Here is a 14,973-nt window from a genome sequence, read left to right as displayed (position 1 = left end):
CAGGACTCTGAGGGTAGAATTGGTCATGGCGTATCACCTCTGTTAATTGAGATTCTTCGCGGGAATCAATCAGCAGGATACGCCACCTTCTCTATCTCCCCCATACACCAGAAATCACCATAACTCTCGGGTGGATCGGAAGCATAAGGCGTCAGCCAGTCGAGTGAGTTGGCCTCCCCCGCGATGAAACCATCAAGGGAAAGCGCCAAAAAGACGGTGATGCTGGGTCTTGTCATCATGATATTTATCTCTGCGAGCAAGCGGCTGATACGGCGCTATTTTACTGTTCGCAACCAGCAAGCGCTTTTGGGTCATTGGGTTTATTCATGGACGTGGGCATGATGCTCATGCTGGGCGGGGGCGCCAGATTCGAGCACTTCCAGGATGGCGCAGTGCTCCGCCGAGCGCGGGCCGCCACAGCAGATGTTGGAGAGCTCCCGCAGGTTTTCGCGAAAGCGGGTCAGCTCCACGATCTTCTGCTCCACCTGGGTCAACTTGGTGTCGGCCACCGCCTTCACCTCCTGACAGGTAACCTTGGCCTTGTTGGTGTCGAGGCTGAGCAGCTCACCTATGTCAGCAAGGGAGAAGCCCACCGACTTGGCGCGGATGATGAACTCCAATCGCCGCTTGTCCTGATCGCCGTAGAGGCGGTAACCAGACTCGTTGCGGATCCCGGGCGAGATGAGGCCGTTCTTCTCGTAGAAACGCAGGGTATCCGCCTTCACCCCGCACGCCTTCGCCAGTTCACCGATCCGATACATGCTCTCTCTCCCGCTGGATATAAGCTGCAATAAAAACCGGAACCCACTATCGCCCCTTTGCCCATTGATTGCCAGCCAAGGACAGAAAACGGACAACCCAAAAGGGTTGCCGTCACTTTTTTCCATCAAAACGCTGAAAAGACAAACGTTTTACAAAAAACCATCGAAAAACGTTTAACACCGCACCAGACAAGGCTTCGCCACGTTAAAAAATCCACCGCAGCTCACATTTTTTGTGTAGAATACGCGCCCACAAGAGAGCGTCGCGTCAAGCGGGCATTTCTTAAAACACGTTTGCCTTTGAACGACTATCCGGGTGAGCGTGGTTTGCGAAATCCCCCACTTCCATTTATTTGGGGACTCTCTGTGTTGAGCCTCGCCTCCCATGGAACGGTCCCCGTTATGCTGAGGACGATAGTGTGATGGAACAAGCTCGACCCATTCGCCGTGCACTGCTGAGTGTGTCTGACAAAACTGGCATCCTGGAATTTGCCAAGGCACTCAACGAACGTGGCGTGGCCTTGCTCTCCACCGGCGGCACCGCCAAGTTGCTCGCCGACGCGGGTCTGCCGGTGACCGAGGTCTCCGACTACACGGGTTTTCCTGAAATGATGGATGGCCGGGTCAAGACCCTGCATCCCAAGGTCCACGGCGGCATTCTCGGTCGTCGCGATCAGGATGACGCCATCATGGCCCAGCACGCTATCTCCCCCATCGACATGGTTGTCGTCAACCTCTACCCCTTTGCCGCCACTGTGGCCAAAGCAGACTGCACCCTGGCCGATGCGGTCGAGAACATCGACATCGGCGGCCCGACCATGGTGCGCTCTGCTGCTAAAAACCACAAAGATGTCGCCATCGTCGTCAAGGCTGCCGACTACGATCGCGTTATTCGTGAAATGGATAGCAATGGCAACAGCCTGAAACTGGCGACCCGTTTTGACCTTGCCATCGCAGCCTTCGAGCATACCGCCGCCTACGACGGCATGATCGCCAACTACTTCGGCACCATGGTTCCTTCCTACGGTGACAACAAGGAGGGTGACGAAGAGTCCCGCTTCCCGCGCACCTTCAACAGCCAGTTCATCAAGAAGCAGGACATGCGTTACGGCGAGAACAGCCATCAGGCTGCCGCTTTCTACGCCGAAGAGCAGGCCGCGCCGGGTTCTGTATCCAGCGCTACCCAGCTGCAAGGCAAGGCGCTCTCCTACAACAACATCGCCGATACCGATGCGGCGCTGGAGTGCGTGAAGGAGTTCAGCGAACCGGCCTGCGTCATCGTCAAGCATGCCAACCCCTGCGGCGTGGCCATCGGTGACGACCTGCTGAGTGCCTACGATCGCGCCTACCAGACCGACCCCACCTCCGCCTTTGGCGGCATCATCGCCTTCAACCGCGAGCTGGATGGTGCCACTGCGGCGGCCATCGTGGCTCGTCAGTTTGTCGAAGTGATCATCGCCCCGACGGTGAGCCAAGCAGCCCGTGACGCCGTTGCCAGCAAGCAGAACGTGCGCCTGCTCGAATGTGGCCAGTGGACGGCATCGGCGCAAGGTTTTGACCTCAAGCGCGTCAACGGCGGCCTGCTGGTGCAGGAGCGGGATCTCGGCATGGTGACGCAGGATGACCTGAAAGTGGTCAGCAAGCGCCAGCCGACCGAAGCCGAACTGAAAGATCTGCTGTTCTGCTGGAAAGTGGCCAAGTTCGTCAAATCCAACGCCATCGTCTACGCCAAAGCGGGCCAGACCATCGGCGTCGGCGCCGGCCAGATGAGCCGGGTCTACTCCGCCAAGATCGCCGGCATCAAAGCCGAGGATGAAGGGCTGACAGTGGCGGGCTCCGTCATGGCCTCCGATGCCTTCTTCCCGTTCCGCGATGGCATAGACGCCGCCGCGGCCGCCGGTATCTCCTGCGTCATTCAGCCGGGTGGCTCAATGCGCGATCAGGAGGTGATCGACGCCGCCGACGAACACGGCATGACAATGGTGTTCACCAACATGCGCCATTTCCGTCACTGATGGGTCAGGGTCGCCGCTGGCGGCCCTTTTGTTGTCTCTTTTCAACTGACTATTGTCACTGGCTGACGGCACCGGGATGCCAGCCAGTGACCACAAATAGAAGCGAGCGATACGATGAAAGTACTGATCATTGGCAACGGCGGTCGTGAACACGCCCTGGCATGGAAAGCCAAACACTCTCCACTGGTACACCACGTTTTCGTGGCACCGGGCAATGCGGGCACCCAGCTTGAGCCGGGCGTCGAGAACGTCGCCATCGAGGCAACCGATATCGATGGGCTGCTGGCCTTCGCCAAAGAGAAACAGGTCGGCCTCACCATAGTCGGGCCGGAAGCGCCGCTGGTCAAAGGGGTGGTGGATGCCTTCCGCGCCGCCGGTCAGTCCATCTTCGGCCCGACCGCTGCCGCCGCCCAACTGGAAGGCTCCAAGGCCTTCACCAAGGATTTCCTGGCCCGTCACGCGATTCCGACCGCCGACTACCAGAACTTCACCGAGGTGGAACCTGCGCTCGCCTACCTGCGCGAGAAGGGCGCGCCTATCGTCATCAAGGCCGATGGTCTGGCGGCGGGCAAGGGGGTGATTGTCGCCATGACCTTGCAGGAGGCAGAGGAGGCAGTACGCGACATGCTCTCCGGCAATGCCTTTGGCGACGCGGGCTCGCGGGTGGTGATCGAAGAGTTTCTGGATGGCGAAGAGGCGAGTTTCATCGTCATGGTCGACGGCGAGCACGTGCTGCCCATGGCCACCAGTCAGGATCACAAACGGGTCGGTGACGGCGATACCGGCCTCAATACCGGTGGTATGGGCGCTTACTCCCCGGCGCCGGTAGTGACTGCTGACGTGCACAAGAAGGTCATGGAGCAGGTCATCATGCCGACCGTGCGTGGCATGGCGGCCGAAGGCAATGTCTACACCGGGTTCCTCTACGCCGGTCTGATGATCGATGGCGAAGGTAACCCCAAGGTGATCGAGTTCAACTGCCGCTTCGGCGACCCCGAGACCCAGCCTATCATGCTGCGGATGCAGTCCGATCTGGTGGAACTCTGCCTGGCGGCCTGCGAAGGCAAGCTGGATCAGAAAGAGGCCATCTATGATCCCCGTGCCGCCATCGGCGTGGTGCTGGCGGCGGGGGGTTATCCCGGCGATTACAGTACCAATCACCCCATCAGCGGCCTGCCGGTGGATGAGGTGGCCGGTGAGAAGGTGTTCCATGCCGGTACCCGGCTGGAAGGGCATACCAGCCTGACCAAGGGTGGCCGCGTGCTGTGCGCAACCGCCCTCGGCCATACCGTTGCCGACGCCCAGCAGCGTGCCTATCAACTGGCGGCGCGCATCAAGTGGGATGGCGTCTTCTACCGCAAGGATATCGGCTGGCGCGCCATAGAGCGCGAGCAGGAGCAGTAATTTCCAACAGTCGCACACACATGTTCATCAGGGCCTGCGGGCCCTTTTTCACATGCCGCGACCAGTCACCTTGCCCTAGGGTGATCACTCGCCATCTCCCTCACATTTCCCCCTCTCTCGTTACCATTTGTGACAAAAAACAGCAATTTTCACAAACAGTTCACGGTGGCTCATGGCATCATGCCTGTCATGAACACCAAATAAGGGTTCATAGGAAACCAACCAAAAATTGATAAGCATGTCGTTAAATAAGGAAATCCCATGTTGAAAACTGTTCGCCCCCTGTTGCTGCCCCTGATGTTTGGCCTGATGACCCTGCCCGCCATGGCCGGTGAGCTGGAACAGCCGATGAAAAAGATCGGCTTCAACTACAAGCAGGCTGTCAAAGCTGACGATGCAGCCGCCATGGAGAAGCACATCAACGAGATGAAGGCTCAGCTCGACGTTGCCAAGCTGAAGAACATGCCAACCGCCAAGAAAGAGAAGTTCCTGGAAGGCATGAACAAGGTACAGACCGAGCTGGATGCCAGCCTGGCAGCCCTCAAGGCGGGTGACGACGCCAAGGCGCGCGAGCACCTGGCCAAGGTCAATGACCTGAAGAAGGAGTACCACAAATATGCCAAGCAAAAAGGCTGATCCCTTTCACTGGGATAGTCTGGTCCGCCTCACCCACTGGGGTGTGGCGGCTGCCTGTGTCGGCAATCTCTGGCTCAACGAAGCCGGCGAGGAGTGGCATGAATGGCTGGGGTATACCGCCATGACACTGATCGGCCTGCGCCTGGTGTGGGGGCTCTCTTTCGCCAAGGGCCATGCCCGGCTGCGAGCCTTGATCCCGAGCCGGGCAGATTTTCGCCAGCAGGCCGTGGCGTTGCATGAACGCACCCCGGCAACCCCCGGCCATCATGGCAGCGGCAAGCTGGCGGTATGGGCGCTCTGGCTGACCATACTGGCCACCGCAGGTAGCGGCTGGTTTCAGAACACTGAGCTGGGCTTTGAACTCGGGGCCGACGACTGGCACCTCTGGTGTACCTGGGCGCTGCAAGGGCTGATCGCGCTGCATCTGACTGCTCTCGCATTCACCTCCTGGCGCCAACGCAGCAATCTGGTGGCGCGCATGTTGCCTTCGGTACGCGGCAAGCGTGCGCAGCAAGCGCCAGCGAGTCAGGATCAACACTCCTGATATGTCAGACAGACCCGCGCCCCTGGCCGGGTCTGTCCCTTGTCGACTCGCCCCCCTCCCGCCCTGGTCCCGCAGACATGCTTTTACCCTATTTCTATGCAGGAGCACCCATGAAACAGCTTGAGACTCAAGGCAGAGGGCAGGATAGAAGAGGCTCGCCAGCACGGCCTGCTGCAACTCATCGCGCATCCACGACATGCCGGGCTGCATTACGAAGTTGCCTGCCTGCACGATAACCTGGGACGAGAGGCACAGGCCATTCCACTCTACCAACAGGCTATCGCACTGGGGCTGACGGATGAGTCTCTGCGTGGCGCCTGGCTCGGCCTTGGCAGCGCTTATCGCACCACAGGGTAATACCCGGAGGCGCTAGCCGCCTTCGAGCAAGGACTGGCCCGTTTCCCCGATGCCAATGAGTTCAAGGTGTTTCGCGCTATGGTTTGTTACAACCTGGGGCGCAACAAGGAGGGGATGGAGAGCCTGCTGGCGGTACTGGCAGAGACGGCGACAGATCCGGCTCTGGCACCTTACCGACACGCCATCACCCTCTATGCCGCCGATCTGGATCGACGCTGGTAAATAGCCAGCAACAAAAAGGCCGCTCATCATGAGCGGCCTTTTTGCGAAATTTGGTGGCCCCTGCCCGACTTGAACGGGCGACCAATCGATTATGAGTCGTGAATTTAACGTTTTCACAACGTTTCACCCTGTCTCAGGTTTGGTATAAAAACCCCTTAAATCACAGACATATAGAAAAATCACTTGTATCATTGAGTCTCACAAAGTATCAGGTAGCTTCACCTTAAAAGCACCCATTACAGCACCCAATTTAACGTTTGGGTGCCTTTAGCTGAGACCAATCGACTATGCCGCTAACACACAACGAGATCGCCGCGCTGGTGGCGAAAGAAAGCGCCTATTACAAGATGGATGATGACCGTACCCGTGGGGCTGGTGGGTTAGGCGTCAAGGTGTTGCCGAGTGGCGGCAAGATGTTTGTGTTTCGCTATACCCGCAACGAGAAACGCGCCTTCATTCAGCTTGGCCGCTTTCCGACCCTCTCCCTTGCCGATGCCCGCGAAAAGGCCAAGGCATTCAGCCAGATGATCCGTGATGGCCTAGACCCCAAAGATGAGCTGACGCGCCAAACCAGAGAGCGGGATCAAGAGCAGCGGGAGCATGAACAGCAAGGCACTATTGAACAGCTATTCAAAAGCTACACCGAGCAGATGAAGAAGGATGGCAAGCGCACCTATGCCGCCGTGTTGCTGGCCTTGGAGAAAGAGGCGTACCCAGTAATCAAACCCACGACCAAAGCCAAGGACGTGACCGCGCACGACATAAAAATCATTCTGGCGCACATGATCCGCCGTGGTGCTGCTACCCAATCTAATCGCGTTAGAAGTTACCTGATGGCAGCTTTCAGTTATGGCCTCAAGCATGACAACGACCCCGCCAATTTCATAGACGATGCCAAATTCGGCTTGGTGCTTAATCCGGTGGCAGCCATACCCAAGCAAAAGGCCGCCGAGCGTGTTGGGGAACGTTTCCTGACGTGGGCAGAGGCTCGCCAGTTGCTCGATGATATGGAGCGGCCCACCAGCTTAGGTTTGACCCTACGCAGCCTGACCCGACTCTGTTTCTTCACGGGCGGCCAACGTCCCTATGAACTCGCCGCCTCACGCTGGGCAAGTATCGACTGGCAAGGCAAGACCCTGACCATTACCGCCGAGCTTTCCAAAAATGGCCGCCCCCACCTGATCCCGCTCACTGATAGCGCCTTGCGGGTGCTGAGAGAGCAGCAAGCGGCGGCGGGGGAAAGTCCCTTTATCTTTGCTCACGCCACCAAACCGAACGAGCCTATGCCGATGGCGTCATTAAGCCAAGCCGTTGACCGTTACCGCAAACGCACCGAGATAGCCCACTTCATCCCCCGCGATTTCCGCCGTACCTGTAAAACCCTGATGGGTGAGCTTGGCATAGCCAAAGACCTGCGCGACCGCCTACAGAATCACGCCCTGAATGACGTATCGAGCAAACACTATGACCGCTATGAGTACCTGCCTGAGAAGCGGCGAGCCTTGGAGCTATGGGAGCGGCGGCTGCTGGATCTCGCAGCGGATAACGTGGTCAGTGTGAAGTTTGGGGATCAGCGATGAGTCAGCCATTTATCAGCCAAGTATTGAAAGAACCATTGACCCCTAAAGAATTAAATAAACATTGGCGGGAACTGGGCCGCTGTGAGTTTGGTGCCGAGTATTGCCGTTCGGGGGGCTTGATGGAGAACTGTGAAGTTTTGGCGCTCTTACAAATACGAGCATTGCACGCAATCAACAACCGATGGACCACGATAGGCCAATCAAGAGATTGGCAGACAAAGCGAAATCAGCTATCACCTGAGCGCCAAAGATGGTGTGAAGTGAGTCTGTGCGTACAAATGGCTGAATTAGCCCCCGATATGAGAACAAGTTACAAGCATGAGTGGCAAGTGGGGCATCAAAGCCCCAGAGGGGTAAAGCCTAGTCATCAAACTGACCTCATAGATGATTGGCTTCGTGGCATAGTTAAAAACTATGAACGCCGGATAGAAAATGAAGAGCGGATTGGCTTGTCGATAATGTTGCATGGGGAGGTAAATGTTTATCCGAGCGAGATCGTCAATGCGGCCAAGTTACTCGCCAAGGTCAAGGAAACCGAGGAAAGGGAACGTGATGACGTTTCCAAGGCTTTGCTGACCTCAATAGAAGAGGCTAGGGCCAAATTCGGCCAATTTGGGATTGGAACGCGCAGTACAAAAGATAATGCCAAGTGGATTCTCTTGTTAGCCGATGCTTGGGGTCTTGAGCCCACTCTTATTAGCTTGGCAACGAGAGCAATTAAACGAAATACTGGGGGGCAACAATAGCGGAAATTTTGTCCCTTTGATTTTTCAGAAATCTGTTTTCATAGCTCCGAAGAAGCCACGGCTAGAGACCCGATGGCATTAGGAGATATTTCATGTTAATCCCGATTTCAGAAGTAACCCGCCGTCTTGGTGTTAGCCGTTCAACCTGTGAACGACTACGCAGGAATCCAGCCGCAAACTTTCCGCAAGCCATCTATATAGGCCCTAACTCCGTGCGATTTGATGCCGATGAACTGGCCGCATGGATTAACTCTCGCCGCAAAGGGGAGGCAGCATGATGATTAACAACTGCGCTCCGGCTTTGGCATTCCCCCGCCTCAACTGCAAAGCCCGCATGGTGCTGGCTTTGCTCTTACGTGATGAGTCCGTTACGGAAAAGGAGCTTTGCCGCCAGTTCGGCCATAACTACCGATCTTTGCTACAGCGTCTTGAAGGCGATCGCTATCTGTGGCGAATCATTAACGTGTTGGGGGCTGACGGCAAGATTCTTGCCCGCAAGCTGGACGACCGTCACAAGTCAGGGGATCTGCGCCTTGATGCCCAAGCCCGCCATGAGCGGCGGGTCGAGCTGAGAACCAAGAGCGCCGCCCAAGCCATCAACGAGGCACAAAGGGCCGCTAGAGCATCGGTCGAGAAGCTGGAGGCTATTGAGCTGCTGGAAGTGTTTAACGCCAAAAACGAAAGCGCCCCGAGCGAGCCCGAGGCGTAAATTGTAAGCCTGCTGGTGGCCGTCCTCGACAAAGTAGGGCCACCAGCACCATTGAGCATATCACCCATGATGAAAACCACCAACGGCAAGCCTTGTCGCCTGTTGCTATGCCCGTTCGCTGGCCTGATACGGCGTGAAACGATTTACGTTAATTGGGACATGCTAATTGGGATTGATGAACAGGGGAAACCCCAGTATTGGCGGGGCCTAGCTGGGAGCGAAAAACCGGAAAACAGGGCGGTTTTTTATAATATCTATATGAGGAAAGGTTCAGGTTTAGAGGTCTACCTAGTTGAGGCAGAAAACACGGCGAGGGCGGCCCTATGATGTTAGCTGATGGCCTGCCAAGTGCTGTTGCTGCCAAGATCACAGGCAAAACCAAGCGTAAGCAAGGCAAGCGTTATGGCCACGTAACCCACCAGCCCGTTTACTGCTATCAAGGGAAGAATTATTCGATCAACACCACGCCAGCGAGCGGCTGTTACACCAAACCATTGAGCGAGATGATCCGGCGCATCATGGAGGCGGTGGCGCGTTATCGGCGGGTGCTGTTTGTTCGGCTCGACCTGAGCATGGGCGAGGGAGAAGCCACCAGCGAGCGCCTGAGCGCATTCTTAAAGCAAGCTGGCCGCTATGTAACGAGAGAGCACGGAACGCGATTAGAATACGTGTGGTGTCGTGAGCAGGAGAAAGCCAAGCGCCAGCACTACCATATGGCCCTTCTCATAGACGGCGACAAGCTACGTCACCCCGCCCGATTGTATGAGGAATTAGCCGAGATTTGGCAGCGTAAAGGGGGGCGCTTATCCATTCCCGAGAACGGCTATCTGATGACTGACAGCCACAATATCGCCGAGGCTGTTTACCGTATCTCATACCTTGCCAAGGAGCGGGGCAAAGGCTACCGACCGGATGGGGTGCGTGATTTCGGCTACTCGCAAATTAAGCAAAGCATTCGATTTGAATGAATTTGAACAGGCCCGCCCCCATTGAGGAAAATTTGAGGGAATTGAACAGAAATTGAAGAGACCACGGCTAGACCACTTAAGGCTCAATTCATGACTTTTTAGCCAACCAGACTACAAAAATGGTGAGCAGTAAGCCACTTATACACAGTAACCAGAACGGTAAGAAGATGATCACGTACAACAAGCGGTAGATACCGAATAACTTTATTTTTTTACACACGCTCCCACAACATCACCAACCATCGAACGAGAAGTTGACCATTTATTATCCGTTGAGTTTATTGTTTTGGTATAGAGCACCTTTCTATCACGGGTTATCGACCAAGTTTCGACTGTAGTCCAGCGATCATCACTGTACAGCCCGATTAACGTGTCACCCGACACTGGCATATAAAACATGTCACCAGTCATAATGCTTTTACCGACGCTGGTGACATTTCCATCCTTTCCATCAATGGATACTTGGAAGACGCCATTCGTGAATTGGTCTTTATCGAACGCATATTTATCACTAGCTATTGCGCCATAGCCGCTTAGGTTAGTGACAACCCAGCAATCTGCGATGGAATGGGGCGAATATGCCCCCAGTAGCAATCCCAACATGGCTAAAAATCGCACTATCTTACATCCCTAGGCTAATCGAGTGTCTCATTGAGCACCATGTTATCAACTTGAGCTGATCAAGTCCTCCCCCCTACTGCGCAAGTGGTAGCAAATCGCAAAGGAGGGGGATAGGGAGGGGTAGCATCATCTTAAAAGCACCCATTAAAGCACCCAAAAACGTCAGATAAGCAAAAGGCGTAGCGGTTACTAACCTGCTACGCCTTTCTGAAATTGGTGGCCCCTGCCCGACTTGAACGGGCGACCAATCGATTATGAGTCGACTGCTCTAACCAACTGAGCTAAGGGGCCAGATTGTTGGTTTTGCGGCGTGGATTATAGGAGATGTGGAGAAGCCAGTCTATAGGCAGATCAACCACTTGGCGACATTTTGTCCACTTTCCTGCCAATATTCCTGCCAACCGGCTCACGTCCCATAAAGTCCGGATAAAACAAAGCCCCGCATAGCGGGGCTTTTGAGACGACGGCTCTGGGCACATACCAGGGACTATTCGTCCAGGAAGCTGCGCAGCACTTCCGAACGGCTCGGGTGGCGCAGTTTGCGCAGTGCCTTGGCTTCGATCTGACGAATACGCTCACGGGTGACGTCGAACTGCTTGCCCACTTCCTCCAGGGTGTGGTCAGTGTTCATGTCGATCCCGAAACGCATCCGCAGCACCTTGGCTTCGCGGGCGGTCAGACCTGCCAGCACTTCGCGAGTCGCATTGCGCAGGCTTTCGCTGGTCGCGGCATCCGCCGGCAGAGCCAGTGTGGTATCTTCGATGAAGTCGCCCAAGTGAGAGTCTTCATCATCACCGATGGGCGTCTCCATGGAGATGGGCTCCTTGGCGATCTTCAATACCTTGCGGATCTTGTCTTCCGGCATGCCCATGCGCATGGCCAGCTCTTCCGGGTTCGGTTCGCGACCCATCTCCTGCAGCATCTGACGGGAGATACGGTTGAGCTTGTTGATAGTCTCGATCATGTGTACCGGGATACGGATGGTACGGGCCTGATCCGCGATGGAGCGGGTAATGGCCTGACGGATCCACCAGGTAGCGTAAGTCGAAAACTTGTAGCCACGACGGTATTCAAACTTGTCTACCGCCTTCATCAGACCGATGTTGCCCTCCTGGATAAGATCCAGGAATTGCAGACCACGGTTGGTGTACTTCTTGGCGATAGAGATAACCAGACGCAAGTTGGCCTCAACCATCTCTTTCTTCGCACGGCGGGCCTTGGCCTCACCTATGCTCATGCGGCGGTTGATATCCTTGATCTGGGCGATGGAGAGACCAGTCTCCTCTTCGATCTGCTGCAGCTTGCCGATGGAACGCAGCACGTCTTCATCCATCTCGACCAGACGGGGAGACCAGGCTTTGCCAGCCTGTTTCTGGTATTCAAACCAGGCCGTTTCACACTCGTTGTTGGTGAAGGCCGCGACGAAGGTTTTCTTCGGCATCTTGGCCTGCTCAACGCAGAGTTTCATGATGATGCGCTCCTGAACACGGACCCGCTCCATCATCCCACGCATGTTGTTGACCAGACGATCGAACTGCTTGGGCATCAGGCGGAATTGACGGAATACGTCGGCCAGCAAAGCAATCGCGGCCTGGGTATCTTCGTGCGCGCGGCCATTCTTCTGAATGGAGAGGCGCGTTACCTCATACTGGGCACGCAGCTCACCAAACTTCTCGCGAGCAACTTCCGGATCCGGACCACCGTCACCGTCGTCGTCCGAGCTTTCGCCGTCGTCGTCTTCATCTTCGTCTTCATCTTCATCTTCGTCGGCCAGATCGGCTTCGCCGAGTTCAGAACCAATGTGAGTCGCGGTCGGCGCGACGTCATCGGTTTCGTTAGGATCGATGAAACCCGAGATGATGTCGGACAGGCGCAGCTGTTCTGCTTCGTATTTATCATACTGCTCAAGCAGATAGGTAATCGCTTCCGGGTACTCGGCAACGGAGCTTTGCACCTGGTTGATACCGTCTTCGATCCGCTTGGCGATGTCGATTTCGCCTTCGCGGGTCAGCAGTTCGACGGTACCCATTTCCCGCATATACATGCGGACGGGATCGGTCGTACGACCAATCTCAGATTCAACAGATGCCAGTGCCTGGGCAGCTGCTTCGGCAGCGTCCTCATCGGCGGTACCACCTTCAGCCATGATAAGGTCATCAGCATCCGGGGCGTTTTCAACCACCTGAATACCCATATCGTTGATCATCTGGATGATGTCTTCGATCTGGTCAGAGTCGACAATGTCTTGCGGGAGGTGATCGTTCACCTCGGCATAGGTCAGGTAGCCCTGTTCTTTACCTTTGGCAACGAGGAGTTTAAGCTGAGACTGCGGGGTTTGCTCCATAGAACTCATCCGGTTGGTGATGCTAGGTTGCGCGTACAGTGCGCTGCTGCGCAAATAGCCAATTCTAATAGAAAACCGCCAGACATGCTATGTCTGGTTGCGGCGTCGGTCATGAGAAACCCCTGCCCGCAGTATTGTCGGGGCCAGGCGGTTATAAAATTTTTGCTTTTAATCCCGTCGATTCGGGCAACGGTATTCATATTGGGACTAATCACTCAGATATCAAGCCCCACTCTCATTTCTTTTCTCAATCTGTACCTCTCTGATCAGCATCATCAGCTCTTGCGTTTCCTCAGAGCTTAGCCCTTCCTGAGCCACCTTGGCCTGCAATTCTTCAATTCGCTGCTTCAGAAACTGGTTGATGAAACCGACAAAGGTATCTTGCAGTTCTCCCAGAATATCCGGCTCCTGGTTGAGCTTGATCTCTTCAAACAAGTCGTGCATCGCCAGCTGGGCGAGGATCTCGCCCTCTTTGGTACCGCGCCAGTGCTCCAGCAAAATGCCCGTGGTGATCCCGGGCTGCGCCAGGATCTGCTGATGCAGCTGCAGCAAGAACTTGATTCCTTGTACCCGCAGCCCGGCCAGCTCAGGCATGGCCGGCAGCTCGGCCGTCACCGCAGGGTACTGGATCATCAGAGCCAGTGCCCGACGCAGCGGCGTCAGCTTGGCAGCCTTGGGTTTGGTAAGCTCGGCCTTGGGCTGGCTATTGCGGGCGAACAGTTCGGCGATGCGCTGCTTATTCTCACCCCAGCGCATCATGCTGGAGAGACGGGTGATCAGCCCCTCACGGGTAAACCCTTCCGGTACCCGGCGGATCAACTCGGCAGCCTTATTGGCCACCTCGAACTTGCCCGCCTCACCGGACAGTGCCGCATCCCGCCCCAGACGCTCAAACATGAAGTCGGCGAAAGGCTGGGCCTGGTCCAGCAGGGCTTCAAAGCCCTCCTTGCCAATCTGGCGGACCAGCGAATCGGGATCTTCGCCATCAGGCAGGAACACGAACTTCAGCTCGCGCCCATCCTGCAGATGGGAGAGGGCATTATCCAGCGCCCGCCAGGCCGCCTCACGACCTGCTTTGTCACCGTCGTAGCAGCAGACCACCTCGGCGGTGGTGCGAAACAGGGTGTGGATATGGTCGCTGGTTGTCGCGGTACCCAGCGCCGCCACCGCATAGTCGATGTCGTACTGACCAAGCGCCACCACGTCCATGTAGCCCTCAACCACCAGGATCCTACGCGGATCCTTGTGTGCCTGCTTCACCTCGTAGAGACCGAACAGCTCCCGCCCTTTATGGAAGATGGGGGTCTCTGGCGAGTTCAGGTACTTGGGCGTGCCATCGCCGAGCACCCGGCCACCGAAACCGATTACCCGGCCACGCTTGTCGCGGATCGGGAACATGATGCGATCACGAAAGCGATCATAGCTGCCCGGGCCATTGTCACGGGTGATCAGCATGCCGCCCGAGATAAGCAACTGCTCGTGATCCCGGCTGCCGCCGAAGCGGCGGCGCACCTGATCCCAATCACTGGGGGCGTAGCCGATATTGAATCGTTTGACCACTTCACCGGTCAGACCGCGCCCTTTGAGGTACTCCACCGCATGGGGAGCGCTCTTGAGATTACTCTCGTAGAAGCGGGCGATCTGGTTCATCAGCTCGAACAGATCCTTACTGACGGCCGGTTGGCTATTGGCCGAGCTACCAAAGCTCTGTTCGCGAGGCACCTGCATGCCCTGCATGTTGGCAAGCTCTTCAATGGCATCGGGAAATTCGAGACCGTCGTACTCCATGACAAAACCGATGGCGTTGCCGTGGGCGCCACAACCGAAGCAGTGGTAGAACTGTTTCTCCTGGCTGACGGTAAAAGAGGGACTTTTTTCGTTATGAAAAGGGCAGCAAGCCTGGTAGTTTTTACCGGCTTTTTTCAGCCGCACTCGCGAGTCGATCAGCTCGACTATGTCTGTGCGTACGAGCAGATCATCGATAAAGGATTGTGGGATCCTGCCTGCCATAACCGTCCTGTTTCATTGCGGAGAAAATAAAAAAGCCGCGCATTCCCAGGGAAGCA

The 14,973-nt window shown here is 56.1% G+C and carries 14 protein-coding genes, 1 tRNA gene and 1 pseudogene; 10 read left to right on the top strand and 6 right to left on the bottom strand.

Going from position 1 to position 14,973, the window contains the following annotated elements; all coding sequences use genetic code 11:
- Nucleotides 1-143: 143 nt before the first annotated feature.
- Together GWQ22_RS21860 and zntR are read right to left on the bottom strand one after the other, a co-directional pair.
- Nucleotides 144-239: pseudogene (locus tag GWQ22_RS21860) on the bottom strand (dihydrofolate reductase); the annotation flags it as partial.
- 81 nt (nucleotides 240-320) lie between these two features.
- Entirely contained in the window at nucleotides 321-761 is a 441-nt protein-coding gene (zntR, locus tag GWQ22_RS06100) for a Zn(2+)-responsive transcriptional regulator (protein WP_108535940.1), read from the bottom strand.
- A 422-nt stretch (nucleotides 762-1,183) separates the two neighbouring features.
- Here zntR and purH point away from each other — a divergent pair, with 422 nt between their 5' ends.
- The 10 genes from purH to GWQ22_RS06050 all read left to right on the top strand — a co-directional run bounded on the left by purH (nucleotide 1,184) and on the right by GWQ22_RS06050 (nucleotide 9,942).
- The gene (gene purH, locus GWQ22_RS06095; RefSeq protein WP_275929754.1) at nucleotides 1,184-2,776 is read left to right on the top strand and encodes a bifunctional phosphoribosylaminoimidazolecarboxamide formyltransferase/IMP cyclohydrolase; all 1,593 of its coding nucleotides are present in this window, start codon (nucleotides 1,184-1,186) and stop codon (nucleotides 2,774-2,776) included.
- A gap of 114 nt (nucleotides 2,777-2,890) precedes the next feature.
- A complete protein-coding gene (gene purD, locus GWQ22_RS06090; RefSeq protein ID WP_275929753.1) occupies nucleotides 2,891-4,180 on the top strand; it encodes a phosphoribosylamine--glycine ligase in 1,290 nt (429 codons plus the stop codon).
- A gap of 261 nt (nucleotides 4,181-4,441) precedes the next feature.
- A complete protein-coding gene (locus GWQ22_RS06085) occupies nucleotides 4,442-4,816 on the top strand; it encodes a cytochrome b562 (RefSeq protein WP_275929752.1) in 375 nt (124 codons plus the stop codon).
- Complete coding sequence (locus tag GWQ22_RS06080) at nucleotides 4,797-5,360, top strand: cytochrome b/b6 domain-containing protein (RefSeq protein ID WP_108536942.1); 564 nt, start codon at nucleotides 4,797-4,799, stop codon at nucleotides 5,358-5,360. The genes GWQ22_RS06085 and GWQ22_RS06080 overlap by 20 nt, the downstream gene beginning before the upstream one ends.
- 120 nt (nucleotides 5,361-5,480) lie before the next feature.
- Entirely contained in the window at nucleotides 5,481-5,717 is a 237-nt protein-coding gene (locus tag GWQ22_RS06075; RefSeq protein ID WP_275929751.1) for a tetratricopeptide repeat protein, read from the top strand.
- A 78-nt stretch (nucleotides 5,718-5,795) separates the two neighbouring features.
- Nucleotides 5,796-5,939 (top strand): hypothetical protein, encoded by a 144-nt coding sequence (locus GWQ22_RS06070; protein WP_275929750.1) that lies wholly within the window; start codon nucleotides 5,796-5,798, stop codon nucleotides 5,937-5,939.
- Nucleotides 5,940-6,226: 287 nt separating this feature from the next.
- Complete coding sequence (locus tag GWQ22_RS06065; RefSeq protein ID WP_275929749.1) at nucleotides 6,227-7,519, top strand: site-specific integrase; 1,293 nt, start codon at nucleotides 6,227-6,229, stop codon at nucleotides 7,517-7,519.
- Nucleotides 7,516-8,265 (top strand): hypothetical protein, encoded by a 750-nt coding sequence (locus GWQ22_RS06060; protein ID WP_275929748.1) that lies wholly within the window; start codon nucleotides 7,516-7,518, stop codon nucleotides 8,263-8,265. Before GWQ22_RS06065 ends, GWQ22_RS06060 begins: the two co-directional genes overlap by 4 nt.
- Nucleotides 8,266-8,539: 274 nt before the next feature.
- Complete coding sequence (locus tag GWQ22_RS06055; RefSeq protein ID WP_275929747.1) at nucleotides 8,540-8,974, top strand: hypothetical protein; 435 nt, start codon at nucleotides 8,540-8,542, stop codon at nucleotides 8,972-8,974.
- Nucleotides 8,975-9,297: 323 nt separating this feature from the next.
- The gene (locus GWQ22_RS06050; protein ID WP_275929746.1) at nucleotides 9,298-9,942 is read left to right on the top strand and encodes an inovirus-type Gp2 protein; all 645 of its coding nucleotides are present in this window, start codon (nucleotides 9,298-9,300) and stop codon (nucleotides 9,940-9,942) included.
- Between the two features lie 204 nt (nucleotides 9,943-10,146).
- Here GWQ22_RS06050 and GWQ22_RS06045 read toward each other — a convergent pair whose 3' ends face one another.
- The 4 genes from GWQ22_RS06045 to dnaG all read right to left on the bottom strand — a co-directional run bounded on the left by GWQ22_RS06045 (nucleotide 10,147) and on the right by dnaG (nucleotide 14,917).
- Complete coding sequence (locus tag GWQ22_RS06045; protein WP_275929745.1) at nucleotides 10,147-10,560, bottom strand: hypothetical protein; 414 nt, start codon at nucleotides 10,558-10,560, stop codon at nucleotides 10,147-10,149.
- Between the two features lie 217 nt (nucleotides 10,561-10,777).
- Nucleotides 10,778-10,854: transfer RNA gene (locus GWQ22_RS06040), tRNA-Ile, on the bottom strand.
- 196 nt (nucleotides 10,855-11,050) lie between these two features.
- Nucleotides 11,051-12,916, bottom strand: coding sequence for an RNA polymerase sigma factor RpoD (gene rpoD, locus GWQ22_RS06035; protein ID WP_084204523.1), 1,866 nt, complete (start codon nucleotides 12,914-12,916; stop codon nucleotides 11,051-11,053).
- A 213-nt stretch (nucleotides 12,917-13,129) separates the two neighbouring features.
- Complete coding sequence (gene dnaG / locus GWQ22_RS06030; protein WP_275929744.1) at nucleotides 13,130-14,917, bottom strand: DNA primase; 1,788 nt, start codon at nucleotides 14,915-14,917, stop codon at nucleotides 13,130-13,132.
- Between the last annotated feature and the right edge of the window lie 56 nt (nucleotides 14,918-14,973).

This window comes from Aeromonas sp. 1HA1 (genome assembly GCF_029237385.1).
Classification (GTDB): Bacteria; Pseudomonadota; Gammaproteobacteria; order Enterobacterales; family Aeromonadaceae; genus Aeromonas; species Aeromonas popoffii.
Note: the sequence above shows the minus strand (reverse complement) of the source record. Positions and strands in the feature narration are given on the sequence as shown.

Coding starts and splice junctions, on each gene's coding strand:
- zntR (WP_108535940.1), bottom strand. CDS start 761: ATGTATCGGATCGGTGAACTGGCGAAGGCGTGCGGGGTGAAGGCGGAT.
- purH (WP_275929754.1), top strand. CDS start 1,184: ATGGAACAAGCTCGACCCATTCGCCGTGCACTGCTGAGTGTGTCTGAC.
- purD (WP_275929753.1), top strand. CDS start 2,891: ATGAAAGTACTGATCATTGGCAACGGCGGTCGTGAACACGCCCTGGCA.
- GWQ22_RS06085 (WP_275929752.1), top strand. CDS start 4,442: ATGTTGAAAACTGTTCGCCCCCTGTTGCTGCCCCTGATGTTTGGCCTG.
- GWQ22_RS06080 (WP_108536942.1), top strand. CDS start 4,797: ATGCCAAGCAAAAAGGCTGATCCCTTTCACTGGGATAGTCTGGTCCGC.
- GWQ22_RS06070 (WP_275929750.1), top strand. CDS start 5,796: ATGGTTTGTTACAACCTGGGGCGCAACAAGGAGGGGATGGAGAGCCTG.
- GWQ22_RS06065 (WP_275929749.1), top strand. CDS start 6,227: ATGCCGCTAACACACAACGAGATCGCCGCGCTGGTGGCGAAAGAAAGC.
- GWQ22_RS06060 (WP_275929748.1), top strand. CDS start 7,516: ATGAGTCAGCCATTTATCAGCCAAGTATTGAAAGAACCATTGACCCCT.
- GWQ22_RS06055 (WP_275929747.1), top strand. CDS start 8,540: ATGATGATTAACAACTGCGCTCCGGCTTTGGCATTCCCCCGCCTCAAC.
- GWQ22_RS06050 (WP_275929746.1), top strand. CDS start 9,298: ATGATGTTAGCTGATGGCCTGCCAAGTGCTGTTGCTGCCAAGATCACA.
- rpoD (WP_084204523.1), bottom strand. CDS start 12,916: ATGAGTTCTATGGAGCAAACCCCGCAGTCTCAGCTTAAACTCCTCGTT.
- dnaG (WP_275929744.1), bottom strand. CDS start 14,917: ATGGCAGGCAGGATCCCACAATCCTTTATCGATGATCTGCTCGTACGC.